Here is a 23,246-nt window from a genome sequence, read left to right on the forward strand (position 1 = left end):
GTGAAAAGCCCGATTGCCTTATCACCATCGACAGTCCGGATTTCTCGCTGCGCGTCGCCAAGAAGGTGCGTGCCGCCGATCCGACTATCCCGATCGTCCACTATGTCTGCCCGAGCGTGTGGGCGTGGCGGCCGGGCAGGGCGGCGGCGATGAAGCCATATGTCGATCACATTCTTTGCGTCCTGCCGTTCGAGGTGAAGGAACTCGCTCGCCTGGGCGGGCCGCCCGGCACCTATGTCGGGCATCGCCTTGCACACGATCCGGGCATAATCAGTGCCGCCAGGGCGCAGGCGCAGCCGCGTGACCTGTCCGCAGATCACGTCAAAACGTTGCTTGTACTGCCTGGTTCGCGTCGTGGTGAGGTGCGACGCATGGTCGGGCCGTTCGGCGAGACGGTGTCGATCCTGCGGGCGCGCGGGCACCGCTTGCGCCTGCTGTTGCCGACGGTGCCGCACGTCGCCGACCTGGTCAGGACCTCGGTCGCGAGCTGGGACGAGAAGCCGGAGATCATACTCGATGCCGAACGCAAATGGCAGGCCTTCGGCAAGGCCGATGCGGCGCTGATCGCATCGGGGACAGTATCGCTGGAACTGGCACTGGCGAGTGTGCCGATGATCTCCTGCTACCGGCTCGATCCGGTCATGCGCATGGCGCAGCCGCTGATCAAAGTATGGAGCGCAGCCTTGCCCAATCTCATTGCCGACCGGCCGGTTGTGCCGGAACACTACAATCAATATGTGCGGCCGCATTATCTGGCGCGGCAGTTGGAAGCGCTGTTCTCCGATACCGCCTACCGCACCTGGCAGAAGGACGGTTTTGCCGAAATCGCCAGGCGTATGGCAACCGACGAGCCGTCAGGCGAGATAGCCGCGGGTGTGGTGATGGGGATGGTGAGGAAGTGAGTGAATTGTGAATAGTGAATTGTGAATAGTGGTTTCTATGGACAGGGAGCGACGCTTCGCTACTCCCATTCACCATTCACCATTCACCACCTTCACCGCTTCGCGATTGGCACGTAGTCCCGTTCCGGCGCGCCGGTATAGAGCTGGCGCGGGCGACCGATCTTCTGGTGCGGGTCCTCGATCATCTCCTTCCACTGCGCGATCCAGCCGACGGTGCGGGCGACCGCGAACAGCACGGTGAACATGGTGGTGGGAAAGCCCAGCGCCTTCAGCGTGATGCCGGAATAGAAATCGACGTTCGGATAGAGCTTCTTCTCGATGAAATAGGAATCGGTCAGTGCGATCCTTTCCAGCTCCATGGCGATGTCGAGCAGTGGATCGTCCTTGATGCCGAGCTCGCCCAGGACCTCGTGCGCGGTCTTCTGCATGATCTTGGCGCGCGGATCGTAATTCTTGTAAACGCGGTGGCCAAATCCCATCAATCGGAACGGATCGTTCTTATCCTTGGCGCGCGCAATGAATTCCGGGATGTGATCGACATGACCGATCTCGCCCAGCATGTTCAGGGCTGCCTCGTTGGCGCCGCCATGTGCGGGACCCCACAGGCAGGCGATGCCGGCAGCGATACAGGCAAAAGGATTGGCGCCCGACGAGCCGGCCAGGCGGACGGTCGAAGTCGAGGCGTTCTGTTCGTGATCGGCGTGCAGGATGAAGATGCGCTCCATCGCGCGGGCCAGCACCGGATTGATCTTGTATTCCTCGCAAGGCACGGCGAAGCACATATGCAGGAAATTGGCTGCGAAATTCAGCTCGTTCTTCGGGTAAATGAATGGCTGGCCGATGTGGTATTTATAGGCCATCGCCGCGATCGTCGGCATCTTGGCGATCAGCCGCATTGACGCGACCATGCGTTGATAGGGGTCCGAGATATCGGTGGAATCGTGATAGAAGGCCGACAGCGCGCCGACCACGCCGCACATCACCGCCATCGGATGCGCATCACGGCGGAAGCCGGTGAAAAAGCGCGACATCTGCTCATGCACCATGGTGTGGCGCGTCACCCGGTAGTCGAAATCGTCCTTCTGCGCCTTGGTCGGTAGTTCACCATAGAGCAAGAGATAGCAGACTTCGAGGAAGTCGCCGTGCTCGGCCAATTGGTCGATCGGGTAGCCGCGGTGCAAAAGAATGCCGGCATCGCCATCGATGAAGGTGATTTCCGATTCGCAGCTCGCCGTCGACGTAAAACCGGGATCGTAGGTAAAGACGCCGGCGGTGTTGTAGAGCGAACCGATGTCGATGACGTCAGGTCCTACCGAACCACTTCGTATCTTGAATTCATGGGTTTTGCCGCCGAGTTCCAGCTTGGCCGTCGATGCCTGGGTTTTGCCGCCAAATTCCATTTTTGTCGCAGGTTCGGTCATAGCAAACTCCTTTTTGTTTCCTCAGGCCGGCAAAGGCAAAATATCTGAACCCAACACGTCAAAAGCATCGGAATACGCACATTTGCGCCCGCAATTGAATCTGCGCGGCAGATTAGGCCAAGACCCAATGTTGCACTGCGAAACACACCTTTCAATGCCAATCTTCTTGGGCCAGTTTGCTAATCGATTTGATCAGCGATCCGCGCCAGGCTTTCCTCGCGGCCAAGCACGGCAAGCACATCAAAGACACCTGGCGAGGTACTTTTGCCGGTGAGCGCGGCGCGCAAAGGTTGGGCCACGGCGCCGAGTTTATGGCCGGCGGCCTGCGCATAGTCGCGGATCGCGGCTTCGGCTGAGGCGGCAGACCACTCCGAAACCGTGGCTAGTGCCGCATGAGCGCCCCGCAGGATCGTGCGCGCCTCACCGCTGAGCAGCGCCGCCGCCTTTTCGTCGACCGGCAGCGGCCGCTCGACGAAAAGGAATGCAGCCCCTTCAACAAGTTCGACCAGCGTCTTGGCGCGCTCCTTCAGGCCCGGCAAAGCGGCAAGCAGTTGCGCCCTGCGTCTGTCGTCGAGGCGCGCGGCGATTGCCGGGCCGCCTTCAAGATACGGCAGAGTGGCGATGAAGATGTCGAGCAGCGCCGCGTCGTTCATCCGGCGCATATGCACGCCGTTAAGCGCCTCGAGCTTGGCGAAGTCGAAACGGGCGGCGCCCTTGTTGACGTCGCCAATGTCGAACCATGCAATCATGTCGGCGATCGACATGATCTCATCGTCGCCGTGGCTCCAGCCAAGCCTCGCCAGATAGTTGAGCAGCGCATCCGGCAGGTAGCCCATGGCGCGATAGGCTTCGACGCCAAGCGCACCGTGCCGCTTCGACAGCTTGGCGCCGTCGGCACCGTGGATCAGCGGGATATGCGACATCGATGGCACCTCCCAGCCCATGGCCTGATAGATTACGGTCTGGCGTGCGGCGTTGGTCAAATGATCGTCGCCGCGGATGATGTGGGTGATGCCCATGTCGTGATCGTCGACGACGACGGCATGCATGTAGGTGGGATTGCCGTCCGAGCGCAGAATAATGAAATCGTCGAGATCCTTGTTGGGAAAGCGCACGTCGCCCTGGACGCGGTCATGCACCACCGTCTCGCCGTCTGTCGGCGCCTTGATGCGGATCGCCCCCTTGGCGCCGGGCGGCGCCTCCGACGGGTCGCGGTCGCGCCAGCGTCCATCATAGCGGGGAGGCAGCCCCTTGGCGCGTGCGCTCTCGCGCATTGCCTCTAGTTCGGCAGGCGTCGCATAACAATAATAGGCCTTGCCCATACGAACGAGCTCCTCGGCCACCTCGCGATGGCGCGGCGCACGCTCGAATTGCGACACCGGCTCGCCGTCCCATGTCAGGCCAAGCCAGGAAAGCCCGTCGAGAATGGCCGCGCTTGCCGCATCGGTGGAGCGCTCGCGGTCGGTGTCCTCGATGCGCAGCAGCATCGTGCCGCCTGTGTGCTTGGCATACAGCCAGTTGAACAGCGCCGTGCGCGCGCCGCCAATGTGCAGATAGCCGGTGGGCGAGGGGGCAAAACGGGTGACGACCTTATCGGGCATGGAACTCTCAGGCGGGCGAAGGAAGTGGGTTTGCGGACTTTCGCGCGTCGCGCGTTCATGTAGCATAGGAGGTCGAGGGCGCAAGGGGCAGACCCGATGGCTGTGCGAGGCCGTGGTGCGGGCGAGGGCGAGGACGTTGGCAGCGGCGTCAGCGAACGCTTGCTGTTTGCCGCACCCCCGCCTGTCCTGCCGGCACCGGCATTGCTACCCGCTCCGCGCTTCGATGCTCCGTCGCTGCCGGCCAGCGACCCAGCAACGGTTCTCGTGCCCGCGGGCGAGCCCATCGTACGCCTGCCCAGGCGTTTCCGCCTCCCGTCACCGTCCCGTATCCGCAACAGCGTAACCTCGGCAGCCGGCCTGGAACTCGACCGCGGCATCGCCTTCCTGCTGGTGCCGGTGTTCCTCGCATGCGGGGTGGTCGTATATTTCGGGCTGTCGGTGGAGCCGGCCTTTCCACAGCCGATCGCAATCGCGCTCCTCGCGGCCCTTTGTGCCGTCGTCTCGCGGTCATGGCCCAGGACGCGCCTGTGCTTCATGGTGGCGCTGCTCTGCGCGCTTGGCGTACTTGCCGCCAAGTTCGAGACATGGCGTGTCGGAACGCATATGCTCGGTTCCGAAATCTCGACGCGGCTGACGGGTCGCGTCGTATCGTACGAGCCCATGGCGAGCGGCCGCATCAGGCTGACAATCGATGTGACCTCAACCGCCAGGCCGACACTGCGCTACATGCCGGAACGGGTCCGCGTTTCGGCGATGAAGATACCGGCTGAGCTGACCGCCGGTTCCGAGATCACCGGCTATGTGCGGCTGCCGCCGCCGACCGGCCCGGTGCGGCCCGACAGCTATGATTTCTCCTTCGACAGCTATTTCGCCGGTATCGGCGGCAGCGGCTTTTTTCTCGGCAATCCGAAAGTCGTGTCGTCGGGCAGCATGCCGCTTGGCGCGCAGCTTTCTTCCGCGATCGAAGACGCGCGCGAATCTATCGCCGACCATATCCGCAGCCGCATCGGCGGTGCCGAGGGCGAGATTGCTGCTGCGCTGATCGTCGGCGTGCGCGCCGGCATTCCCGAGGAGATCAACGAAGCGATGCGGCGCACCGGCATCTACCACATCATCTCCATCTCGGGGCTGCATATGGCGTTGGTCGCCGGCACCATCATGGCGCTGCTGCGGGGTGCCTTTGCGCTGTTTCCCGATTTCTCATCGCGACGGCCGGTCAAGAAATATGCCGCGGCCGCCGCGCTTTTTTCGATTGCGGCCTACCTCGTCTTTTCCGGCATTGTCGTGGCGGCCGAACGCAGCTTCATCATGCTGGCGGTGATGCTTATCGCCGTGCTGTTCGACCGGGCCGCGCTCACCATGCGCAACCTGGCGATCTCGGCCATCGCGGTCATCCTGGTGTCGCCGCACGAGGTGGTCGGTCCGAGTTTCCAGATGTCCTTCGCCGCGACGGCGGCCCTTGTCGGCGCCTATGCAGGCTGGTCCGATTACCGCGCCGGCAGGGCCACCACGCCGCTGCCGCGGCTGTCGCCGCTACGCTTTGCCACTCGAAAGGTCCTGCTGGGCATGTGCGGTCTGGCGATGACCTCGATCATTGCAGGGAGCGCCACGGCGCTTTTCGCCATATGGCATTTCCAGCGCGTGGCGCCGCTCAGCCTGTTCGCCAATCTGGCCATCATGCCCATCGTCTCACTGGTCGTCATGCCCTTCGCCGTTCTCAGCGCGCTGGCGATGCCGTTCGGTGCGGATGGCCCTTTCCTCTATGTCATGGGCAAGGGGCTGACGGCGATGATCGCCCTGTCCGGGTGGATCTCGGAGCGCTCGCCGATCGATGCGGTCGGGCTGATTTCGCTGAGATCCGTCCTTCTGGTGACGATCGCCCTCGTCATTGCCAGCATGGCGACGACCTGGTTGCGGCTGGCGGCACTTCCTTTTGCGCTCGCCGGCTTGCTGACGACAACGCAGACACGCATACCCGACGTATTGGTCTCGGAGGACGCACGGCTGGTCGCGCTGCCGATCGGCAGCGGTGAACTCGCGGTCAACCGGGCACGCCCGAATGAGTTCACCATCGACAACTGGAAACGCGCGCTCACATCAGAGGCTATCGTCGCGCCGGAAACACCTGGAAAGAACGACCCGCAATTCGACATTGCCGATCCGGCCGACCTACCGCCGGGCATGCCGTTCATTTGCACGGACGGCCTCTGCCTTGCCAGGCATCCATCCGGCGCGATCATCGCGCAAGCCAAGGACCGCGATACTGCGCGGCCAGCCTGCGCCTTTGCCAGCTTGATCGTCATCGACGACGCCACCGCCCATAACCCCTGCTACTACGACCGACTGGTCCTCGTCGTCACCAAACGGCAACTGGCGCGCGCGGGAAGTGCCGCCGTCTACTTCGATCCACAAGCGGCAACGCGCGCCGAAATCCGTTTCGCGGTCGAAAAATCATACCGGCCCTGGCACGTGCAGCGGAAATTTTCACGCGCGGCACGGGGCCTGCCGCCATACCGCAGGGCCGACAACCCCAAAGCCGGCGCCAAGGGCGGAGCTCAGTAGCGGCGGATCAGTCCGACGAGCTTGCCCTGCACCTTGACCCTGTCTGGTCCGAAGATGCGCGTCTCGTAGGCCGGATTGGCGGCTTCCAGGGCGATCGAGGCGCCCTTGCGGCGGAACCGCTTCAGCGTCGCTTCCTCCTCGTCGACCAGTGCCACCACGATCTCACCGGGGCTCGCCGTATCGGCATTGCGGATGATCACCGTGTCGCCGTCGAAAATGCCGGCCTCGATCATCGAATCGCCTTTGACCTCGAGCGCATAATGCTCGCCGCCCATGATCATATCCGGCGGCACCGAAATCGAATGCGTCTGGTGCTGGATGGCGTCGATCGGCACACCGGCGGCGATGCGGCCCATCACCGGGATCGAAACGGCGGCGACGACATCGTCGTCATTGCCGGCTGCAGGGACGCGCGACGATGTCGGCTTGCCCTGCCGAGGGGCGCCTTGCCCAAGACTACCCTGGATGACACTCGGCGAGAACTTGCGTGCCGCATTGAGGCCGGGGGCGATCGAGTCAGGCAGGCGCAGCACCTCCAGCGCACGGGCCCGGTTGGGCAAACGGCGAATGAAGCCGCGCTCCTCCAGCGCCGTAATCAGCCGATGGATTCCCGATTTGGAAGCCAGGTCGAGCGCCTCCTTCATCTCGTCGAAGGAGGGCGGAATACCGCTTTCCTTCAACCTTTCGTGGATGAACATAAGCAGTTCGTGTTGTTTGCGTGTCAGCATAGCGACCCCCAACAGAATCAGAAAAACAAACCCAGAACAAACACTATCTGTTCCAGTTGTGTTCCGCAACTGTTTAAAGTTTAATGAATGCGTTAAGGCTTGGGAAACAAACCACGCCCCTACCGGAATGCCGCATTTTCACCGTCGCGAGCGTCATCCCCTTGATTCTGCTTTCGTTTGCGCCTTCTGGCTTCCCAGAAGGCAGCACTGACATCGGCCGTCGGTCGGCAAAGGGCACGGAATTGAACCCGTATCGACTGCGCGGTTCGGTCAATGCACCGTGAACGAAACGAACTCAAAACGCCAACCTCGGGTTAACTCCTGGTTTCCAGTCGCCTGGTCAGGCTGCTTCTCGCCGGTGGAGCCTTGCTGCGCGCAACCAGGTGATGGAAGAACAGTCGATGCGTGTCCGGCGTTGCGTTGAATTTTTGGGGGGAGCAGGCACATCATGACAGGAATTCCCGATCTCGCCGCCATAAAGGCGATGGATGCCGCAGATCCGCTGCGCGCGATGCGCGACCGCTTCGTGTTGCCGCAAGGAGTGATCTATCTCGACGGCAATTCGCTAGGAGCTGCTTCACGTGCCGCTTTCGATGAACTGCACAAGGCCGCGACCGAAGAATGGTCGCATGATCTCATCCGCGCATGGAACACGGCCGGCTGGTTCAACATGCCGCTTGAACTTGGCGACCAGCTCGGGCGCCTGATCGGTGCCGCGGCCGGCCAGACGGTGGTCTGCGACACGACATCGGTCAACATCTACAAGCTGCTGCACGCCGCCATGGCCATGCGACCGGAGCGGCAGGTCATCGTCGCCGAGGGCGATAGTTTTCCGACGGACCTCTACATGGCTGAGGGTGTGGTTTCGACGCGAAAAGATACGCTGCTGCGCCTCTCGGGGATCGACGCGCCGACCATCGAAGAGCTGATCGACGAACGCACCGCCGTGGTGCTGGTCAACCACGTCAACTACAAGTCGGGCGAACTGCGCGACATGCCGGCGCTGACGCGCAGGGCTCAGGAAGCCGGGGCGATGATCGTCTGGGATCTCTGCCACACCGCCGGCGCGATGTCAGTCGAGCTCGACAAGGCAAACGCCGATTTTGCCGTTGGCTGCACCTACAAATATCTGAATGGCGGCCCGGGCGCGCCTGCCTTCATCTATGCGGCTGAGCGGCATCTTTCCGACATCCAGCAGCCGCTCACCGGCTGGTGGGGCCATGCACGGCCCTTCGCCTTCGAGCCAGGCTATGCGGCCGGCACCGGCATCCGCCGGTTTCTGTGCGGCACCCAGCCGGTCCTGTCGATGCGCACGCTGAAGGGCGCGCTCGACATCTGGAACGATGTCGACATGACGGCGGTGCGCAAGAAGAGCATCGCGCTGGCGGATCTGTTCATTGAGCTTGTCGAGGCAAAGTGCGGCACTTACGGGCTCACGCTCGAGAGCACGCGCGATGGGGAAAAACGCGGCAGCCAGATTTCATTCATGCATGAGCATGGCTACCAGATCATGCGCGCGCTGATCGAACGTGGCGTGATCGGCGATTTTCGCGCGCCATCGACCATGCGCTTCGGCTTTACGCCGCTCTATGTCGGCTATGCCGATGTCTGGCAGGCCGTCGAAGTGCTTGAGGACATCCTGCGCACCGGTGCGTGGAAGGAAGCGCGCTTCGCCATCAAGGCGGCTGTCACTTGAGATTGATGCGAGAGCTGGAATCGTGAGGCTGGCGACGACGCGCCGCGCGATGCTCACGGCTACGTTGCAAGGCCATATGCCAGGGAGGGCGCAGGGTGTTCGAACGTCACATTGCCGATTGGGACAACGCCTATGCCAACGGCGCCAACGTAGCCGGCAGCGATCGCTGGCCGGCGGCCTGGATCGAGCCCGCGCGGGTTTTCCGCGACGTGCTTTCGACCGAGGGCAGGGCGCGGCTCGACATGGCCTATGGCGACAACCCACGCAACCGGCTCGATCTTTTCCTGCCGGCCATCAAGCCCAAGGGACTCGTGGTGTTCGTTCATGGCGGCTACTGGATGGCATTCGACAAAAATTTCTGGTCGCATCTTGCCACTGGCCCTGTTGATCGCGGCTATGCGGTGGCGATGCCGTCCTACACGCTCTGTCCGCAGATACGCATTGGCGGCATCGTCAAGGAAGTCGGCGCGGCGATCGGCAAGGCGGCGGCGATGGTCCCAGGGCCGCTGATGCTGACCGGACACTCGGCCGGCGGCCATCTTGTTAGCCGGATGGTTACGGCGACGACGCCGCTGGCGCCCGAAGTGGTCCGGCGCGTTCGTCACGTGGTGTCGATCTCGGGGGTGCATGATTTGCGCCCGATCATGCGCACCGGCATGAACGAGACGATCGCGATCGATGAGGCCGAGGCGCAGGCCGAAAGCCCGGTGCTGCTGCGCCCGATGGACAAGGCCCGCCTGACCTGCTGGGCCGGCGGCGGCGAGCGCGCCGAATTCCTGCGTCAGAGCGCGTTGCTGGCCAACATCTGGATCGGCCTGGGTACCGCGACCAGCTCGGTGGTCGAACCTGACCGGCATCATTTCAACATCATCGACGGTTTGGCCGATCCAGACCATCCGCTGACCCGGACCTTGATTTCGGAGTGAGGCAGGTTCAGCGTAGCATCAGCACGTCGCAGGGGGAGCCCGCCGCCGCGGCAGGAGCGAACGGCGCGCGAACGATCAGCCCGTCGGCATCGGCCAGCATTTTCAGCATCGAGGAGTCCTGGATGCCGAACGGCGTCGCCACGAGCGCGCCGGCGTTGGTGCTGACAACAGCCCGCACATAATCCTGCCTGAGATCATTGGCCGGCATGGCGGTACCGAGCCGCGCCCGACGCATATCCTGCTGAAAGGCGCGGCCGCCGAGCTGCGCCAGCAACGGCTTCAGGAAGAGCTGGGTGCAGACCAGGCTTGCCACCGGATTGCCGGGCAGGCCGATGCAGCGGATGTCGCCCAGCCGCCCGAACATCAGCGGCTTGCCGGGCCGCATGGCGATCTTCCAGAAATCGAGAGCCATGCCTTCCCCGGTCAGCACGTCATGAACGAGGTCGTGGTCTCCGACCGAGGCACCACCCAGCGTGACGATGACGTTCGCGCCCGCCTTCACCGCCTTTGTCACCAGCGCAGCGATCGCCTCCTTGCGGTCCGGCGCAATGCCGAGATCGAGCGCGCGCGCGCCGACCGACTGTGCGGCGGCGGCGACGCCATAGGCGTTTGACGAGATGATCTGGTCGGGGCCAAGCTCACTGCCCGGCGGCAGCAATTCGTCGCCGGTGGCGATGATGGCGACCAGCGGCCGCTTGACCACGCCGACCTTGGGGTGGTTGGCCGATGCCGCCAGCGACAAGGCCGCCGGATCGAGCAGGCGGCCCTCGCCCAGCAGGACGTCGTCCTTGGCGAAATCGAGCCCGAGGCGGCGGATGTTGCGCCCCTGCACCGTCGGCTCCGTCACTTCGACGCTGCCGCCGCCGTGGTCGCGGACGTTCTCCTGGATGACGATGGTGTCGGCGCCTTCGGGAAGCGGCGCGCCGGTAAAGATGCGTACGGCTTGCCCTTGCTGCACCACCCCGGCAAAGCCGCGTCCGGCTGGCGCCATGCCGACCACCGAAAGCTTTGCTGGTATGGACGCGATATCGGCGGCCCGCACGGCATAGCCGTCCATGGCGGAGGCATTGAACGGCGGCTGGGTGCGGAGCGCCACGACCGGCTCCGCCAACACGCGGTCTGCGGCATCCAGCAGTGCGACGCGTTCACCCGGCAGCGCTGCTGCGCCATCCAGCAGGCGCTCGAGCGCCTCGGCAACGGGGACCAGCGCCATTATCGGCCGGCCCCGGTGGTCCGATCTCCGGTGACCTTATAGTCGCCGGATTTGCCGCCGGTCTTTTCAACCAGCCTGATGCCGGAGATGACCATGGCGCGGTCGACCGCCTTGGCCATGTCGTAGATGGTCAGGCAAGCGACCGAGACGGCACTCAGAGCCTCCATCTCAACGCCGGTCTTGCCGGTGACGCGGGTCAATGCTGTCACCTTCAGGCCGGGCAGCGCGGCGTCCGCCTCGATATCGACAGATATCCTGGTCAGCAGCAGCGGATGGCAAAGCGGGATCAGTTCATGCGTCTTCTTGGCCGCCATGATGCCGGCAATGCGCGCGGTGCCCAGCACGTCGCCCTTCTTGGCGTCGCCGGCGAGGATCATGTCCAGCGTCTCGGGCCGCATCGCGACAAAACCTTCTGCGACTGCCGTGCGCACCGTCTCAGCCTTGTCGCCGACATCGACCATGTTGGCTTCGCCCTGCGCGCCAAGATGGGTGAGGGCGGCCGCCATCCTCAAACGGCCTCTGCCGGCGCCTTGCCCGTCAACAGCAGGCGCGTTGCCGCGGCCACGTCCTGCTGGCGCATCAGGCTCTCGCCGACCAGGAAAGTCGCAATGCCGCTCTGCTCCAGCCGGCGGCAATCGTCGTGCGAAAAGATACCGCTCTCGCTGACCAGATGGCGGTCGGCCGGCACCATCGCTACCAGCCGCTCCGAGGTCTGTAGGCTGGTTTCGAAGGTCCGGAGATTGCGGTTGTTGATTCCGATCAGCCGCGACGACAGCTGCAGCGCGCGTTCCATTTCAGCCTCGTCATGCACTTCGACCAGCGCGTCCATGCCGAGCCCGAACGCTGTCGCTTCGAGTTCTCTTGCCAACGCGTCGTCGACGCTGGCCATGATGATCAGGATGGCATCGGCGCCCCATGCCCTGGCCTCGTAGACCTGATAGGGGTCGAACAGGAAATCCTTGCGCAATGCAGGCAGCTCGACGGCAGCGCGCGCAGTGGTGAGGAATTCGGGCGCGCCTTGGAAGGAGGGTGCGTCGGTCAGCACCGAAAGGCAGACGGCACCGCCCTTCGCATAGGCACTGGCCAGCGTCGGCGGATCGAAATCGGCGCGGATCAGGCCTTTGGATGGGCTAGCCTTCTTGATTTCGGCAATCAGCGCGAACCTGCCGGATTTGCGCTTTGCTTCAAGGGCGGAAAGAAAGCCGCGCGGCGCGTCGGCATCAGTCGCCCGTGCCTTGATCTCGGCGAGCGGCACGCGCGCCTTGGCCGCCGTGATCTCGTCGCGCTTGTAAGCCTCGATCTTGCGCAGGATGTCGGACATGGTTTTAACCGTTCGAAATCTCGATCAGCCTATCGAGCACTTTCAGCGCGCGGCCGCTGTCGATGGCCTGCGCCGCCGTTACCATGCCGTCGGCAAGCGTCGTCGCTTTGCCGGCCACCACCAGCCCGGCGCCGGCATTCATCAGCACCGTATCGCGAAAGGCGCCGGCGGCGCCGCCCAGCATGTCGCGCAGTGCCTGGGCGTTGTGGGCGGCGTCGCCGCCGCGCAACTCGTCCTTGGTGTGACGCGTCAGCCCGACTGCTTCCGGGGTCAGCGTAAAGCTGCGGATCTCGCCGCCGGCCAGTTCGGCGACAAGTGTCTCGCCGGTGGTGGTGATCTCGTCATAGCCGTCGCCATGGACGATCCAGGCATGGTCGGCACCAAGTTCCTTCAACGTTTCTGCCACGGGCATGATCCATTCGGGCAGGAACACGCCGACCATCTGCCGTCTGACACTCGCCGGATTGGAAAGCGGGCCCAGCAGGTTGAAGATGGTGCGGGTTCCGAGCTCGACCCGGGTCGGGCCGACATGCTTCATCGCCGGGTGATGCGCCGGCGCGAACATGAAGCCGACGCCGGCCTCGTGGATGCAGCGGCCGATCGTCTCCGGAGGGATGTCGATCTTGACGCCCAATGCGATCAGCACATCGGCGGCGCCGGTCAGCGAGGACAGTCCGCGATTGCCGTGCTTGGCGACGGGCACGCCGCTGCCGGCGATGACGAAAGCGGATGCGGTCGAAATGTTGACGCTGTGCGAATTGTCGCCGCCGGTGCCGACAATGTCGATGGCGCCCTCGGGGGCTTCGACACGTAGCATCTTGGCGCGCATGGTGGCGACGGCGCCGGCGATCTCGCTGACGGTCTCACCGCGCACGCGCAATGCCATCAAGAAGCCGCCGATCTGGCCGGGGGTAGCATCGCCCGACATGATAATGTCGAAGGCCTCGCGCGCCTCCTCGAAAGAAAGAGCGCTGCCGGCGGCGACCTTGGCGATGTGGATCTTCAGCGCGCTCATCTGGCCAGGGCTTGGGTTACGGCCGTCTGATCGATGCGGACGTCATATTGCGTCTGCAACTGCGCCACCAACTGGTCGAGCAGGTCGTCGGACATGCCGGAGGTGAAGGACTTCTGTGCGTCCTCGGGTACTGAGCTGGCATCGGCCCCGGCAGGCTCGAACACCTCGGCAACCTTGAACAGGATCTGTCCGTCGCCCGTAGGTGAGGGGATCAGCCCGGTGCCGCCTTCGCCGACGCCGAACATCGCGGCGGCCCCTTCCTTGCCGAAATCGACGTCGTCAGCATCGCGCTTGACGCCGCGCTTGGTCTGCTTTTCGAGCTTGAGCTCACCGGTGATCACCTCGAGCGTGGCGCCGGCCTTGAGACGCTTCTCGAGCTCTTGTGCTTTTGCGGTGAGCCGTTTGGTGGTCTCCGCCGCGGTCCAGTCGGCCACGACCTTCTGGCGGACTTCGTCCAATGTGCGGTCGCGGGCAGGCGTGATCGCGCTCACGTCGTAGAAGACGAAGCCGTTATCGGCGGTGGTGAGGCCTTCATTGTCGGTTCCGGGTTCGGATTCGAACACCGCCTTGATGAGTGCCGGCGATTCCGGCAGGTCTTTGACGATGCTTCCATCCGGCCGTTGGCCGGTGCGGTCGATGGCATCGATGGTGACGACCTTCAGCTTCAATTTGGCGGCTGCCTCGGCGAGCGAACTGCCCGAGGCGCGCGTATCCTCGTAATTGTCGTGCACGTCCAGCAAGATGCGGCTTGCCTCGCCCAGTGCCAGGTCCTTGCGGATCTGCTCGGACACTTCGGCCAGCGGCTTCACCACTTCGGGCTTGATCTCGGTGACGCGCAGCAGAACGGGACCAAAGGCGCCCTGTACGACCGGGCTGACCTCATTGACGTTTAGTTTGAAGGCAGCATCGGCGACCGCCTTGTCGGCGATCTTGTCCTTGGCCAGCGTGCCGAGCAGCGTGTCGGCCGGCGTCTTGCCTTCGGCAGCGACGATCTTGTCGAAGGTCGCGCCGGTCCTGAGCGAATCGAGCGCCGCCTTTGCGGCATCAGGTGTCTTGAACACAAGCTGCTCGATGGTGCGCATCTCCGGCGTGGTGTAGCGCGCCTTGTTCTTATTGTAGTCGTCGCTGACCTGTTGGTCGGTCACCGCGCTCAAATCCATGATGTCTTCCGGTTCGAGCCTGACATAGGAGAACTTGCGGTATTCGGGCGCGGCGTAGGTTTTCTTGTTTTCCTCGAAATAGGCCGAAAGCGCGCTGTCGGACGGCGCTTCTATCGGTTCGACCAGCGATTTCGGCAAGGTCAGGTAGTCGATGGTGCGATCTTCGCCGCGATAGAGCGCGACCGCCTTGAAGAATGTATCCGGGGCCTTGAGGCCGTCCGAAACCGCCTCGACGATCTGCTGGCGGACCGCGACCTGGGCGCGGTTCTTCAAATAGTCTTCCGGCCGCATGCCGATCTGCCGAAGCAGGTACTCGAAGGTTCTCCTGTCGAAGCTTCCGGCAGGCCCTTTGAACGCCGGGTCTTCACGCGTCAGTTCGGCGAGCCGGTCCTTTGACAGGCCGAGTCCGAGCTTGCGGGCCTGCTCGTCGAGGACGGCGCCCGACACGAGTTGCGCCAGCACCTGGTTGTCGATGCCGAGCGCCGTCGCTTGCTCACGGCTGATGCGCTGGCCGAATTGCTGCGACATGACGCTGAGCTGGCGATCGTAGGCGAGGCGGTATTCGTTGATCGAGACCTTGGTGCCTCCGGCCGTGATCACGGCATCATGGCCGGCAAGACCGCCCATCAGGCGGCCCGAGATGCCCCAGACGGCGAAGCTCAACACCAACAATGACAGCAGCAGTTTAGCGACCCAGGTCCCCGCCGCGCTTCTCAACATACCAAGCATGTGTACTTCCGATTTTTGCGCATTTCGCATGCGCCGAGTCTGAAACAAGCGCAATAGCGCCCTTCCTGCCCACTGTCGATTGCTTTGTGGCCTGATTTTGATAGTGAGGGCCAGCTGGAAATTGCCCGGAGAAACAAATCCCATGACGCCTGGAATCCGCCCGCTCGTCGCCGGCAACTGGAAAATGAACGGCACTAGCGCCTCGCTCAACGAGCTCAGGATGATCGGCAACGGCTTCATGAGTGGGCTCGACGCCGAGACCGAAGCGGTGGTCTGCGTGCCGGCGACCTTGCTTGCGCACGCCGCCGAGATTCTGTCGCGCACGCCGGTGCGGGCCGGCGGAGAGGATTGCCACACCGAGGAAAGCGGCGCCTATACCGGCTGCATTTCGGCCGAGATGCTGAAGGATGCAGGTGCCAGCCATGTCATCGTCGGCCATTCCGAATGCCGCGCCGATCGCAAGGAGGACGATGCCTTGGTCCAGGCCAAGGCCTCCGCCGCATGGCGCGCCGGGCTGGTGGCCATCATCTGCATTGGTGAGACAAGAGCCGAACGAGAAGCAGGAGCCACGCTCGACGTGCTGTCGCGCCAGGTCGCTGGCTCGGTCCCGCCAAACGCCACGGCTTCCAACACCGTCATTGCCTATGAGCCAATATGGGCGATTGGGACCGGCTTGACCCCGACCGCCGCCGACGTCGCCGAGGCACATGCGCATATCCGCGAAGAACTGGCACGGAAGCTCGGCAATACGGCGGCCAAGATGCGCATTCTCTACGGCGGCTCGGTCAAGCCGTCCAACGCCGTCGAGTTGCTCGGCGTCAGGAATGTCGATGGCGCGCTGGTCGGCGGCGCCAGCCTAAAGGCGGCGGACTTCCTCGGCATCGCGGAAGCCTATCGAAACATCGCTTGATACAAGGGCTGCTTGCTGCATTTGAGCGGACGGCCGGCGCCGAAATCGTTGCAAAGGACGCATTGCTTCCCATATTCCGGCCACGGGCTTGGAAATGCCGTCAAAGCATTGTATTGAGCCGCCTCCAAATCAGCGGCCGCACAAGGCCTTGCCAGGGTAAATTATGGAAACCGTACTGATCGTCGTCCACCTCATGGTCGTGCTCGCGCTTGTCGGCGTGGTGCTGCTGCAGCGCTCCGAAGGCGGCGGCCTCGGCATCGGCGGCGGATCGGGCTTCATGACCGCGCGTGGCGCCGCCAATGCGCTGACGCGGGCGACGGCGATCCTGGCTGCCGCTTTCTTCGTCACTTCGCTGACACTGTCGATCGTTGCGCGCTATGGCGAGAAGCCGATCGACATTCTCGATCGCGTGCCGGCGACCTCGGACGGAGCAGGCAAGGGCGTACTCAACCAATTGCCTGGAACCACGACGCCGACGCCGCCTTCGGGCACCACGGCGCCGACCCCGCCGTCCGGCAATGGCGCGGCAACGACGCCGCCGGCAACCGCTCCGGCGACGCCGCCAGCGACAAACGGCGCCACCGCGCCGGCCACGCCGCAGGTCCCCAACCAGTAATAGGGCAACTTATGCCGCGATCTGTTGTCGTTTGAACACAGTCGCGGCAAATGCCGCACGATCACGAAGATTCGACTGCGCCTCACGCTTGAGGCGCTTCCGGCTAATCGATTATAGGTTGCACGCGGCATTCTCGGCGTCCTTGGGGGGCGCCGGGCGACGCCGTGGGCAACAAGCATTGAACGATCGGATCTTCCCCATGCAGCTTCGCAGCTTCATTTTTGCCGGCCTTTGTGCCGTGCTCAGCCTAGGTGCGCCCGCTTACGCGGCCATGCCGACGGCAAACTCGGCCCACAAAGCCGCAACAACAACCGACGTCGTCAAGGTCGCTGCCAAAAGCGATGCAGCGCAATTGAAGCTTCTCAAGAAGAAGAAAGATCCGACGCCGGACGACCTTGCGCAGATCCGCAAGATCGAAGCCAAGATCGCAGCCGACAAGGAAGCCGCTCGCGCCAAGGCACTCGAAGCCAGGAAGCTAGCGATGCGCGAGGCGGCGAAAGCCAAAGCCGATGCGGAACGGCAGGCGTTCCTTGCCAAGAAGAGCCAGCCGCTCGCAACGGCCAAGGTGGCTGACGCCACGCCGGCCAAGAAGAAGACCGTCAACATCATCGAACCGATTACGCCCATTGCGCCGATCCAGTCGGCCGAGCCGATCCCGGCCGAGGCCATGAACGTTGCGCTGACCGGCAACAATGGCGAGTTGCGCAGCGAACCGGTCGGGCAGAAGCCGCAGAGCGTCGGGCTGTTCGCGGGACTGTTCGGCGGCACATCCACTTCGTCGATGTCGCTGCTTCCGGAAACACGCGCGCTCGACGCCGCGCTCGAAAGGAAGCAGGCCAGGCGGCAGTTCAAGGTCAAGGCGGAATTCGTGCCGCAGGAGGTCGAATTCACCGGCTACAACCCCGGCACCATCGTCATCGATACCAGCGCCCGTCGTCTCTACCTCGTCGAATCATCGTCAACCGCCCGCCGTTATGCCATCGCGGTCGGCCGGGAAGGCCTGCAGTTCAAAGGTACGGTTGCCGTCGGCGACAAGCAGGAATGGCCGCGCTGGATTCCGACGCTGGATATGCAAAAGCGCGAACCCAAGCACTATGGCCAGTACAAGGACGGCATGCCCGGCGGCGGCGACAATCCGCTCGGTGCGCGCGCCATCTATCTTTACGACGGCAAGAAAGATACCCACCTGCGCATTCACGGCACCATCGCGCCGCAGTCGATCGGAACCAGCGCCTCCAATGGCTGCTTCCGCATGATCAACGAGCACGTCATGGACCTTTACCGCCGGGTGAAAGTAGGCACCAAAGTCGTCATCATCTGACGCTTTGACAGATCGTGCCAAAAGGGCCGGCCTCGCCGGCCTTTTTGTTTTGATACGCCAACGACCAGAGCGCCTTCTTGGGAAAAAGCCTTCGCGGCGGTTTTTTCTCTGGCGGAATCAATTCGGCCGCGTTAAGCGATGACTCCCATGGCGCGATATGTATTCATCACAGGCGGCGTGGTTTCCTCACTTGGAAAAGGCATTGCTGCAGCGGCCCTTGGGGCTCTCTTGCAGGCGCGGGGCTATCGCGCACGCATCAAAAAGCTCGATCCCTATCTCAATGTCGATCCCGGCACGATGTCGCCCTATCAGCACGGCGAAGTCTTCGTGACCGATGACGGGGCCGAGACCGATCTCGATCTTGGCCATTATGAGCGCTTCACCGGCCGCTCGGCCAACCAGCAAGACAACATCACCACAGGCCGGATCTATAAGAACATCATCGAGCGCGAGCGGCGCGGCGACTATCTCGGCGCTACCGTGCAGGTCATTCCGCACGTCACCGACGAGATCAAGAATTTCGTCCTCAACGGCAATGACGACTACGATTTCGTGCTGTGCGAGATCGGCGGCACCGTCGGCGACATCGAAGCGATGCCGTTCCTGGAGGCGATCCGCCAGCTCGGCAACGACCTGCCGCGCAACAACGCCGTCTACGTCCACCTGACCTTGATGCCTTACATTCCGACGGCAGGCGAACTGAAGACCAAGCCGACGCAGCATTCGGTCAAGGAGTTGCGCGGCATCGGCATTGCACCCGACATACTGCTGGTCCGCGCCGACCGGCCGATCCCCAAGGAAGAGCGCAGAAAGCTGTCGCTGTTCTGCAATGTCCGCGAAAGCGCCGTCATCCAGGCGCTCGACGTCCCGCATATCTACGACGTGCCGATGGCCTATCACAATGAAGGGCTGGATTCGGAAGTGCTGGCGGCCTTCGGCATCGATCCGGCGCCGAAGCCGCGCATGGAACGGTGGCAAGCGGTGTCCAACCGCATCCACAATCCGGAAGGCGAAGTGACCATTGCCGTCGTCGGCAAATATACCGGCCTCAAGGACGCCTACAAATCGCTGATCGAGGCGCTGTCGCATGGCGGCCTCGCCAACCGGGTCAAGGTCAAGCTCGACTGGATCGAAAGCGAGATATTCGAGAAGGAAGACCCGGCGCCGTGGCTGGAGAAGGTCCATGGCATTCTCGTCCCCGGCGGTTTTGGCGAGCGCGGCTCGGAGGGCAAAATCCTGGCGGCGAAGTTCGCGCGCGAGCGCAAGGTGCCGTATTTCGGCATCTGCTTCGGCATGCAGATGGCCTGCATCGAGGCGGCGCGTTCGCTGGCCGGCGTCGAGCGCGCATCATCGACCGAGTTCGGTCCAACCGAGGAGCCGGTCGTCGGCTTGATGACCGAATGGCTGAAGGGCAACATGCTGGAAAAGCGCAGGGAAACCGGCGACCTTGGTGGTACCATGCGGCTCGGTGCCTACCAGGCCGACCTCGCCAAGGGATCGAAGATCGCCGAGATCTATGGCGATACCCAGATTTCCGAACGCCATCGCCACCGCTACGAGGTCAATGTCGACTACAAGGAGCGGCTCGAGGATTGCGGCCTGGTGTTTGCCGGCATGTCGCCGGACGGCGTGCTACCGGAAACGGTCGAATATCCCGACCACCCCTGGTTCATCGGCGTGCAGTACCATCCCGAGTTGAAAAGCCGGCCGCTCGATCCGCACCCGCTGTTTGCCAGCTTCATCGAGGCGGCGGTAGAGCAGTCGCGGCTGGTCTAGACTAGCCGCCCATGCAAACTTACGTCGCGCTGCTCTACAGCATTGTCCTGGGCGAGGGGCGGCGGGTCGTCATGTCCGATCTGAAGGCGATGGCCGAAGGCCTGGGTCTGAACAACCCGCGCACGCTGGTAGCGACCGGCAATCTGGTCTTCGAGGCGCAAGAAACAGAACTTGCGGCGTTGGAGCAGCGGCTGGAGGCGGCGTTCGCAAAGACTTTCGGCCGCCACGTCGACATCATCGTGCGCTGCGCCGACGGCTGGCTAAGGCTGGCGGCCGGCAATCCGTTCCCAGCCGAATCGGCCGAGGCCGCGGACCAGGTGGCGGTGCGCGTGATGCGGGCGCCCGTTCCCGCCGAGACCGCCGCGGCGCTTGAGGCATATGCCGGCAAGGACGAGAGGCTGCGGATTGTCGGCGGCGACATCTGGATCGTCTTTTCCCGCGAGACGCCGAGTTCGCGGCTGTTTGCGGCGGTGAGCCACAGACGTCTCGGCGTCGGCACGTCGCGCAACTGGAACACCGTGCGCCGCCTGGCCAAGATGGTCGCAGAATGAACGGGGCGGCTCGCGCCGCCCCGACTCCGTTCAGGCCTTGGCTATCCTGGCTCCGGCACCGAGTGCCATCGTGCGCAGCACGTAATAGATGACGCCGGCAATTGCCACGCCGAAGAACCAGCCATAGACGCCCCACCATGACGGCAGCAGGCTGGTGAAGTTGGGCAGGATCGAGGAGAAGACCGCGCCGATACCGGCGGCGATGAAGGCATTGACATGCCAGCCGCCCTGAAAGCGGAATTCGCCATTCTCCCTGTAGAGCGCCTCGACGTCGACCTCGCCCTTCCGGATCAGGTAATAGTCGACCATCATCACGCCGAAGATAGGCCCCATCGTCGCGCCAATGATGTTGACGAAGGAGGCGGCACTGCCTTCCCAGGGCGCGAATGGATAGAGCACCAGCGCGATGAGCGCCGCGATGTAGCCGCCCTTCTTGAAGTCGATCTGGCGTGGAAAGACATTGGAGAAGTCGAAGGCCGGCGACACGAAGTTCGCCACCACATTGATGCCGAGCGTCGCCACCGCAAAGGTCAGGGCTGCGAGCGCCGCCAGGAACCAGCTGTCGAATTTCGCCGAAATCTGGTCGGGATGCAGCAGCACCTCGCCATAGACGTCGAAGGCGGCGATCGTCGTGACGCCGGCGACCAGCGAGAACAGGATAAGATTGACCGGCAGGTCCCAGATGTTGCCCTTGCGCAGCGATGCCTTGTCCGGGGCGTAGCGCGCGAAATCGCAGAAGTTGAGATAGAGCGCGGAGAAATAGGTCACCCAGATCGCGGCCACCGCGAACAGCGAGGTCCAGGAGCCTGGCGTGCCCGGCACGCCCGCGTCCTTTGTCTTTTCCAGCAGCACATCCATCGGGATGTCGCTGGTGAAAGCGAAGGTGCCTGCCTTGATGCAAAGATAGATCGCCAGGATCAGCATCATCACCCACACCGCCGGTCCGGCCCAATCCTGGAAGCGGCGCACCGTTTCCATGCCTTTCTGGATGATCAGGAGCTGCAGCGCCCAGATGATGACGAAACAGATCACCTCGAGCCCGGAGTGGCCGAGGAAATGGGTGCTCTGGTTGAAGTCGGCGAACCATTGCGAGCGGATCAGCAGGGCTACGATCGCCCCGGAGGCGGCCGCCGTCTGCGCGCCGTACCAGAAGCAGGCGACGATGGCGCGCACCAGCGCCGGTATGTTGGCGCCCCAGATGCCGAAGGAGGCACGCGCCAGGACCGGGTAGGGCACCCCGGTCTTCATACCGGCATAGCCGACCATGTTCATCAACGCATAGATGATCAGCGAACCGATACCGATGGCGATGATGAAGTTGACGAAGCCGCCGCAGAACAGGAACAGGCTGGCAGCGAGATAGTAGCCCCACAGGCTGTGGACGTCCGACGTCCAGACGTTGAAGATCGAGAACGGTCCCCAGTTTCGAACCTTCGCCGGTGCGAGATCCTCATTGTACAGGTCCGGTGATGCGCCTTGTATATTTATGTCCTCCCCTTGTTACCGCACGCGCCTCCACGCATGGCACGCAGGTTAAGCCTGACGCAGGGGAACCGGCAAGCAGACGATTTGCCGGCTTTGGACTTAAAGACATTCAATGAAAAAGGCGCTTATCGGCGTGGCGTCGTTGAGCTTCTAGCGCCGACGATTCGTGGGGTGACACCGATCGCTCGACCTAAGCTCGCGAGTCCACCTTGTGCGTGATCAGGGCGGCAAGCTTTTTGGGCGCTTGTGCGCGATAACTCTCATCGAGCCATGACTTCAGTTGTCCGATCGGTGGCAGTTCGTCCGGTGCTGGTTCGAACGTCACCCATCCGCTCTTGCCAAGGCCATACTCTGTCGGCGACGCATAGTGGAGCTTTCTCGCCTCGTCGCCGCTGTAGGGGAGTTTGAGGGAGATGCTGAACGGTTCGCCTTCAAGGCTCAAATAAGCAAAGGTCTTTCCTTTCACCGCGAGATCGTCGTGACCAGGCCACGGAGTCTTTGTCTCGGCGCCCGGATAGGTGAGGCCGAAGGCGCGCAGTTCCTTGAGAACGGCATCGGTCGAAGCGCGCGATTTCCTACTCATCAACTCTCCTCCATCGCTGTCAGCGGTTTACGGTCCGGCTTCGAGAAAAGCCCGGGCAAAACCGGGCTGCACGGCTTCTATCGTTCCATCGGGCAACTTCAAAAGCCGGTCGATTGCGATGCCGTAGAGCCGCAATCGGCCCTCGAGCAGCCGCGCTGCTTCGTCGATATTACCCTGTTCGGCCTGTAGCAGGGCGCGGTGCATCACGTCCCGAAAGGTCAGCCGGAGTTGCAGGAACATCTCGGCAAAAGCTTGCGGGTCGGGCACGTCGAGAATGCCTTCCTCGCTTCCCTTCCTGAGCAGATTTGTGATTATCGGCTCGGCCAGTTCCCTGGCCGCCTGGTCGACCCGATGGAAGAGGGCAAGGTTCTCGGGCCGGAACACGACGAAGAACGTTTTTCGCAATTGCGGGGCAAGCTCGACGTTCAGCCGTCGCGAGCCGGCAAAGAGTGCATTGAGCCGGCCAATCCCATCGAGTGACGGATCGTCGAGGAGGGGTTGCAGCTCGGCAAGGCTGTCACGTGCGAGACGTCTGGCGAGCGCCTCCAGCAGGGCCTCCTTCGACGCGAAATAGTGATAGAACGCACCCTTCGACAAGCCGGCCTCGCGGATGATGTCGTTCACCGTCGTGTTGTCGTAGCCATGCTCGAAGAAAAGCCGCTGGGCACAGTCGAGGAGCTCGGTGGATCGTATCTCCGGGGGCTTTATCACTCGGGGCAAAATCGACCTC

20 protein-coding genes are annotated in these 23,246 nt (G+C 63.1%); 9 read left to right on the forward strand and 11 right to left on the reverse strand.

The features are described from left to right. The coding region (locus NKI25_RS18155) for a lipid-A-disaccharide synthase (RefSeq protein WP_352990898.1) at nt 1-902 on the forward strand (902 nt) is incomplete at its 5' end. A gap of 92 nt (nt 903-994) precedes the next feature. Here the strand turns inward: NKI25_RS18155 and gltA are convergent. Continuing rightward, nucleotides 995-2,323: a citrate synthase gene (gltA, locus tag NKI25_RS18160; protein WP_023674946.1), complete on the reverse strand. Its 1,329-nt coding sequence runs from the start codon at nt 2,321-2,323 to the stop codon at nt 995-997. 179 nt (nt 2,324-2,502) lie between these two features. Then, complete coding sequence (gltX, locus tag NKI25_RS18165; protein WP_023674947.1) at nt 2,503-3,924, reverse strand: glutamate--tRNA ligase; 1,422 nt, start codon at nt 3,922-3,924, stop codon at nt 2,503-2,505. Between the two features lie 96 nt (nt 3,925-4,020). Between gltX and NKI25_RS18170 the strand changes: the two genes are divergently transcribed. Next, on the forward strand, nt 4,021-6,486 hold the full coding sequence (locus tag NKI25_RS18170) for a ComEC/Rec2 family competence protein (protein WP_352998917.1): 2,466 nt from the start codon (nt 4,021-4,023) through the stop codon (nt 6,484-6,486). Here NKI25_RS18170 and lexA read toward each other — a convergent pair. Next, nucleotides 6,480-7,214 (reverse strand): transcriptional repressor LexA, encoded by a 735-nt coding sequence (gene lexA, locus NKI25_RS18175; RefSeq protein WP_023674949.1) that lies wholly within the window; start codon nt 7,212-7,214, stop codon nt 6,480-6,482. The genes NKI25_RS18170 and lexA overlap by 7 nt on opposite strands. A 448-nt stretch (nt 7,215-7,662) precedes the next feature. Here lexA and kynU point away from each other — a divergent pair, with 448 nt between their 5' ends. Together kynU and NKI25_RS18185 are read left to right on the forward strand one after the other, a co-directional pair. Then, a complete protein-coding gene (gene kynU, locus NKI25_RS18180; protein ID WP_023674950.1) occupies nt 7,663-8,910 on the forward strand; it encodes a kynureninase in 1,248 nt (415 codons plus the stop codon). Nucleotides 8,911-9,005: 95 nt separating this feature from the next. Next, a complete protein-coding gene (locus tag NKI25_RS18185) occupies nt 9,006-9,836 on the forward strand; it encodes a hormone-sensitive lipase (RefSeq protein WP_023674951.1) in 831 nt (276 codons plus the stop codon). 7 nt (nt 9,837-9,843) lie between these two features. On the opposite strand, the gene NKI25_RS18190 is transcribed toward NKI25_RS18185, so the two are convergent. From NKI25_RS18190 to NKI25_RS18210, 5 genes are read right to left on the reverse strand one after another with little or no spacing between them, the layout of a single operon-like run. Then, nucleotides 9,844-11,049: a molybdopterin molybdotransferase MoeA gene (locus tag NKI25_RS18190; RefSeq protein WP_023674952.1), complete on the reverse strand. Its 1,206-nt coding sequence runs from the start codon at nt 11,047-11,049 to the stop codon at nt 9,844-9,846. Continuing rightward, nucleotides 11,049-11,555 (reverse strand): cyclic pyranopterin monophosphate synthase MoaC, encoded by a 507-nt coding sequence (gene moaC / locus NKI25_RS18195; protein ID WP_023674953.1) that lies wholly within the window; start codon nt 11,553-11,555, stop codon nt 11,049-11,051. Before moaC ends, NKI25_RS18190 begins: the two co-directional genes overlap by 1 nt. 2 nt (nt 11,556-11,557) lie before the next feature. Further along, nucleotides 11,558-12,370: an indole-3-glycerol phosphate synthase TrpC gene (trpC, locus tag NKI25_RS18200; RefSeq protein WP_023674954.1), complete on the reverse strand. Its 813-nt coding sequence runs from the start codon at nt 12,368-12,370 to the stop codon at nt 11,558-11,560. 4 nt (nt 12,371-12,374) lie between these two features. Beyond that, nucleotides 12,375-13,385: an anthranilate phosphoribosyltransferase gene (gene trpD, locus NKI25_RS18205; protein WP_023674955.1), complete on the reverse strand. Its 1,011-nt coding sequence runs from the start codon at nt 13,383-13,385 to the stop codon at nt 12,375-12,377. After that, nucleotides 13,382-15,274 carry a SurA N-terminal domain-containing protein gene (locus NKI25_RS18210; RefSeq protein WP_352593663.1) on the reverse strand — a complete coding sequence of 631 codons (1,893 nt, stop codon included), beginning with the start codon at nt 15,272-15,274 and terminating at the stop codon, nt 13,382-13,384. Before NKI25_RS18210 ends, trpD begins: the two co-directional genes overlap by 4 nt. Nucleotides 15,275-15,416: 142 nt before the next feature. Between NKI25_RS18210 and tpiA the strand changes: the two genes are divergently transcribed. The 5 genes from tpiA (at nt 15,417) to NKI25_RS18235 (ending at nt 20,448) form a co-directional block, all read left to right on the forward strand. Next, nucleotides 15,417-16,184: a triose-phosphate isomerase gene (tpiA, locus tag NKI25_RS18215; protein ID WP_023674957.1), complete on the forward strand. Its 768-nt coding sequence runs from the start codon at nt 15,417-15,419 to the stop codon at nt 16,182-16,184. 163 nt (nt 16,185-16,347) lie between these two features. Then, nucleotides 16,348-16,800, forward strand: coding sequence for a preprotein translocase subunit SecG (gene secG / locus NKI25_RS18220; RefSeq protein ID WP_254817294.1), 453 nt, complete (start codon nt 16,348-16,350; stop codon nt 16,798-16,800). A 199-nt stretch (nt 16,801-16,999) separates the two neighbouring features. Continuing rightward, entirely contained in the window at nt 17,000-18,121 is a 1,122-nt protein-coding gene (locus NKI25_RS18225; RefSeq protein ID WP_352998919.1) for a L,D-transpeptidase, read from the forward strand. A 147-nt stretch (nt 18,122-18,268) separates the two neighbouring features. After that, nucleotides 18,269-19,897 carry a CTP synthase gene (gene pyrG / locus NKI25_RS18230; protein ID WP_023674960.1) on the forward strand — a complete coding sequence of 543 codons (1,629 nt, stop codon included), beginning with the start codon at nt 18,269-18,271 and terminating at the stop codon, nt 19,895-19,897. An 11-nt stretch (nt 19,898-19,908) separates the two neighbouring features. After that, nucleotides 19,909-20,448, forward strand: coding sequence for a DUF1697 domain-containing protein (locus NKI25_RS18235; RefSeq protein WP_352998921.1), 540 nt, complete (start codon nt 19,909-19,911; stop codon nt 20,446-20,448). A gap of 30 nt (nt 20,449-20,478) precedes the next feature. Here the strand turns inward: NKI25_RS18235 and NKI25_RS18240 are convergent, their stop codons facing one another. The 3 genes from NKI25_RS18240 to NKI25_RS18250 all read right to left on the reverse strand — a co-directional run bounded on the left by NKI25_RS18240 (nt 20,479) and on the right by NKI25_RS18250 (nt 23,236). Further along, nucleotides 20,479-21,936, reverse strand: coding sequence for an NCS1 family nucleobase:cation symporter-1 (locus NKI25_RS18240; protein WP_352999034.1), 1,458 nt, complete (start codon nt 21,934-21,936; stop codon nt 20,479-20,481). 187 nt (nt 21,937-22,123) lie between these two features. Beyond that, on the reverse strand, nt 22,124-22,516 hold the full coding sequence (locus tag NKI25_RS18245) for an MmcQ/YjbR family DNA-binding protein (protein ID WP_352568681.1): 393 nt from the start codon (nt 22,514-22,516) through the stop codon (nt 22,124-22,126). Between the two features lie 27 nt (nt 22,517-22,543). Then, nucleotides 22,544-23,236 (reverse strand): TetR/AcrR family transcriptional regulator, encoded by a 693-nt coding sequence (locus NKI25_RS18250; protein WP_352568680.1) that lies wholly within the window; start codon nt 23,234-23,236, stop codon nt 22,544-22,546. Nucleotides 23,237-23,246 lie beyond the last annotated feature (10 nt).

Origin of the sequence: Mesorhizobium sp. M0808 (assembly GCF_040320025.1) — a bacterium.
GTDB lineage: Bacteria > Pseudomonadota > Alphaproteobacteria > Rhizobiales > Rhizobiaceae > Mesorhizobium.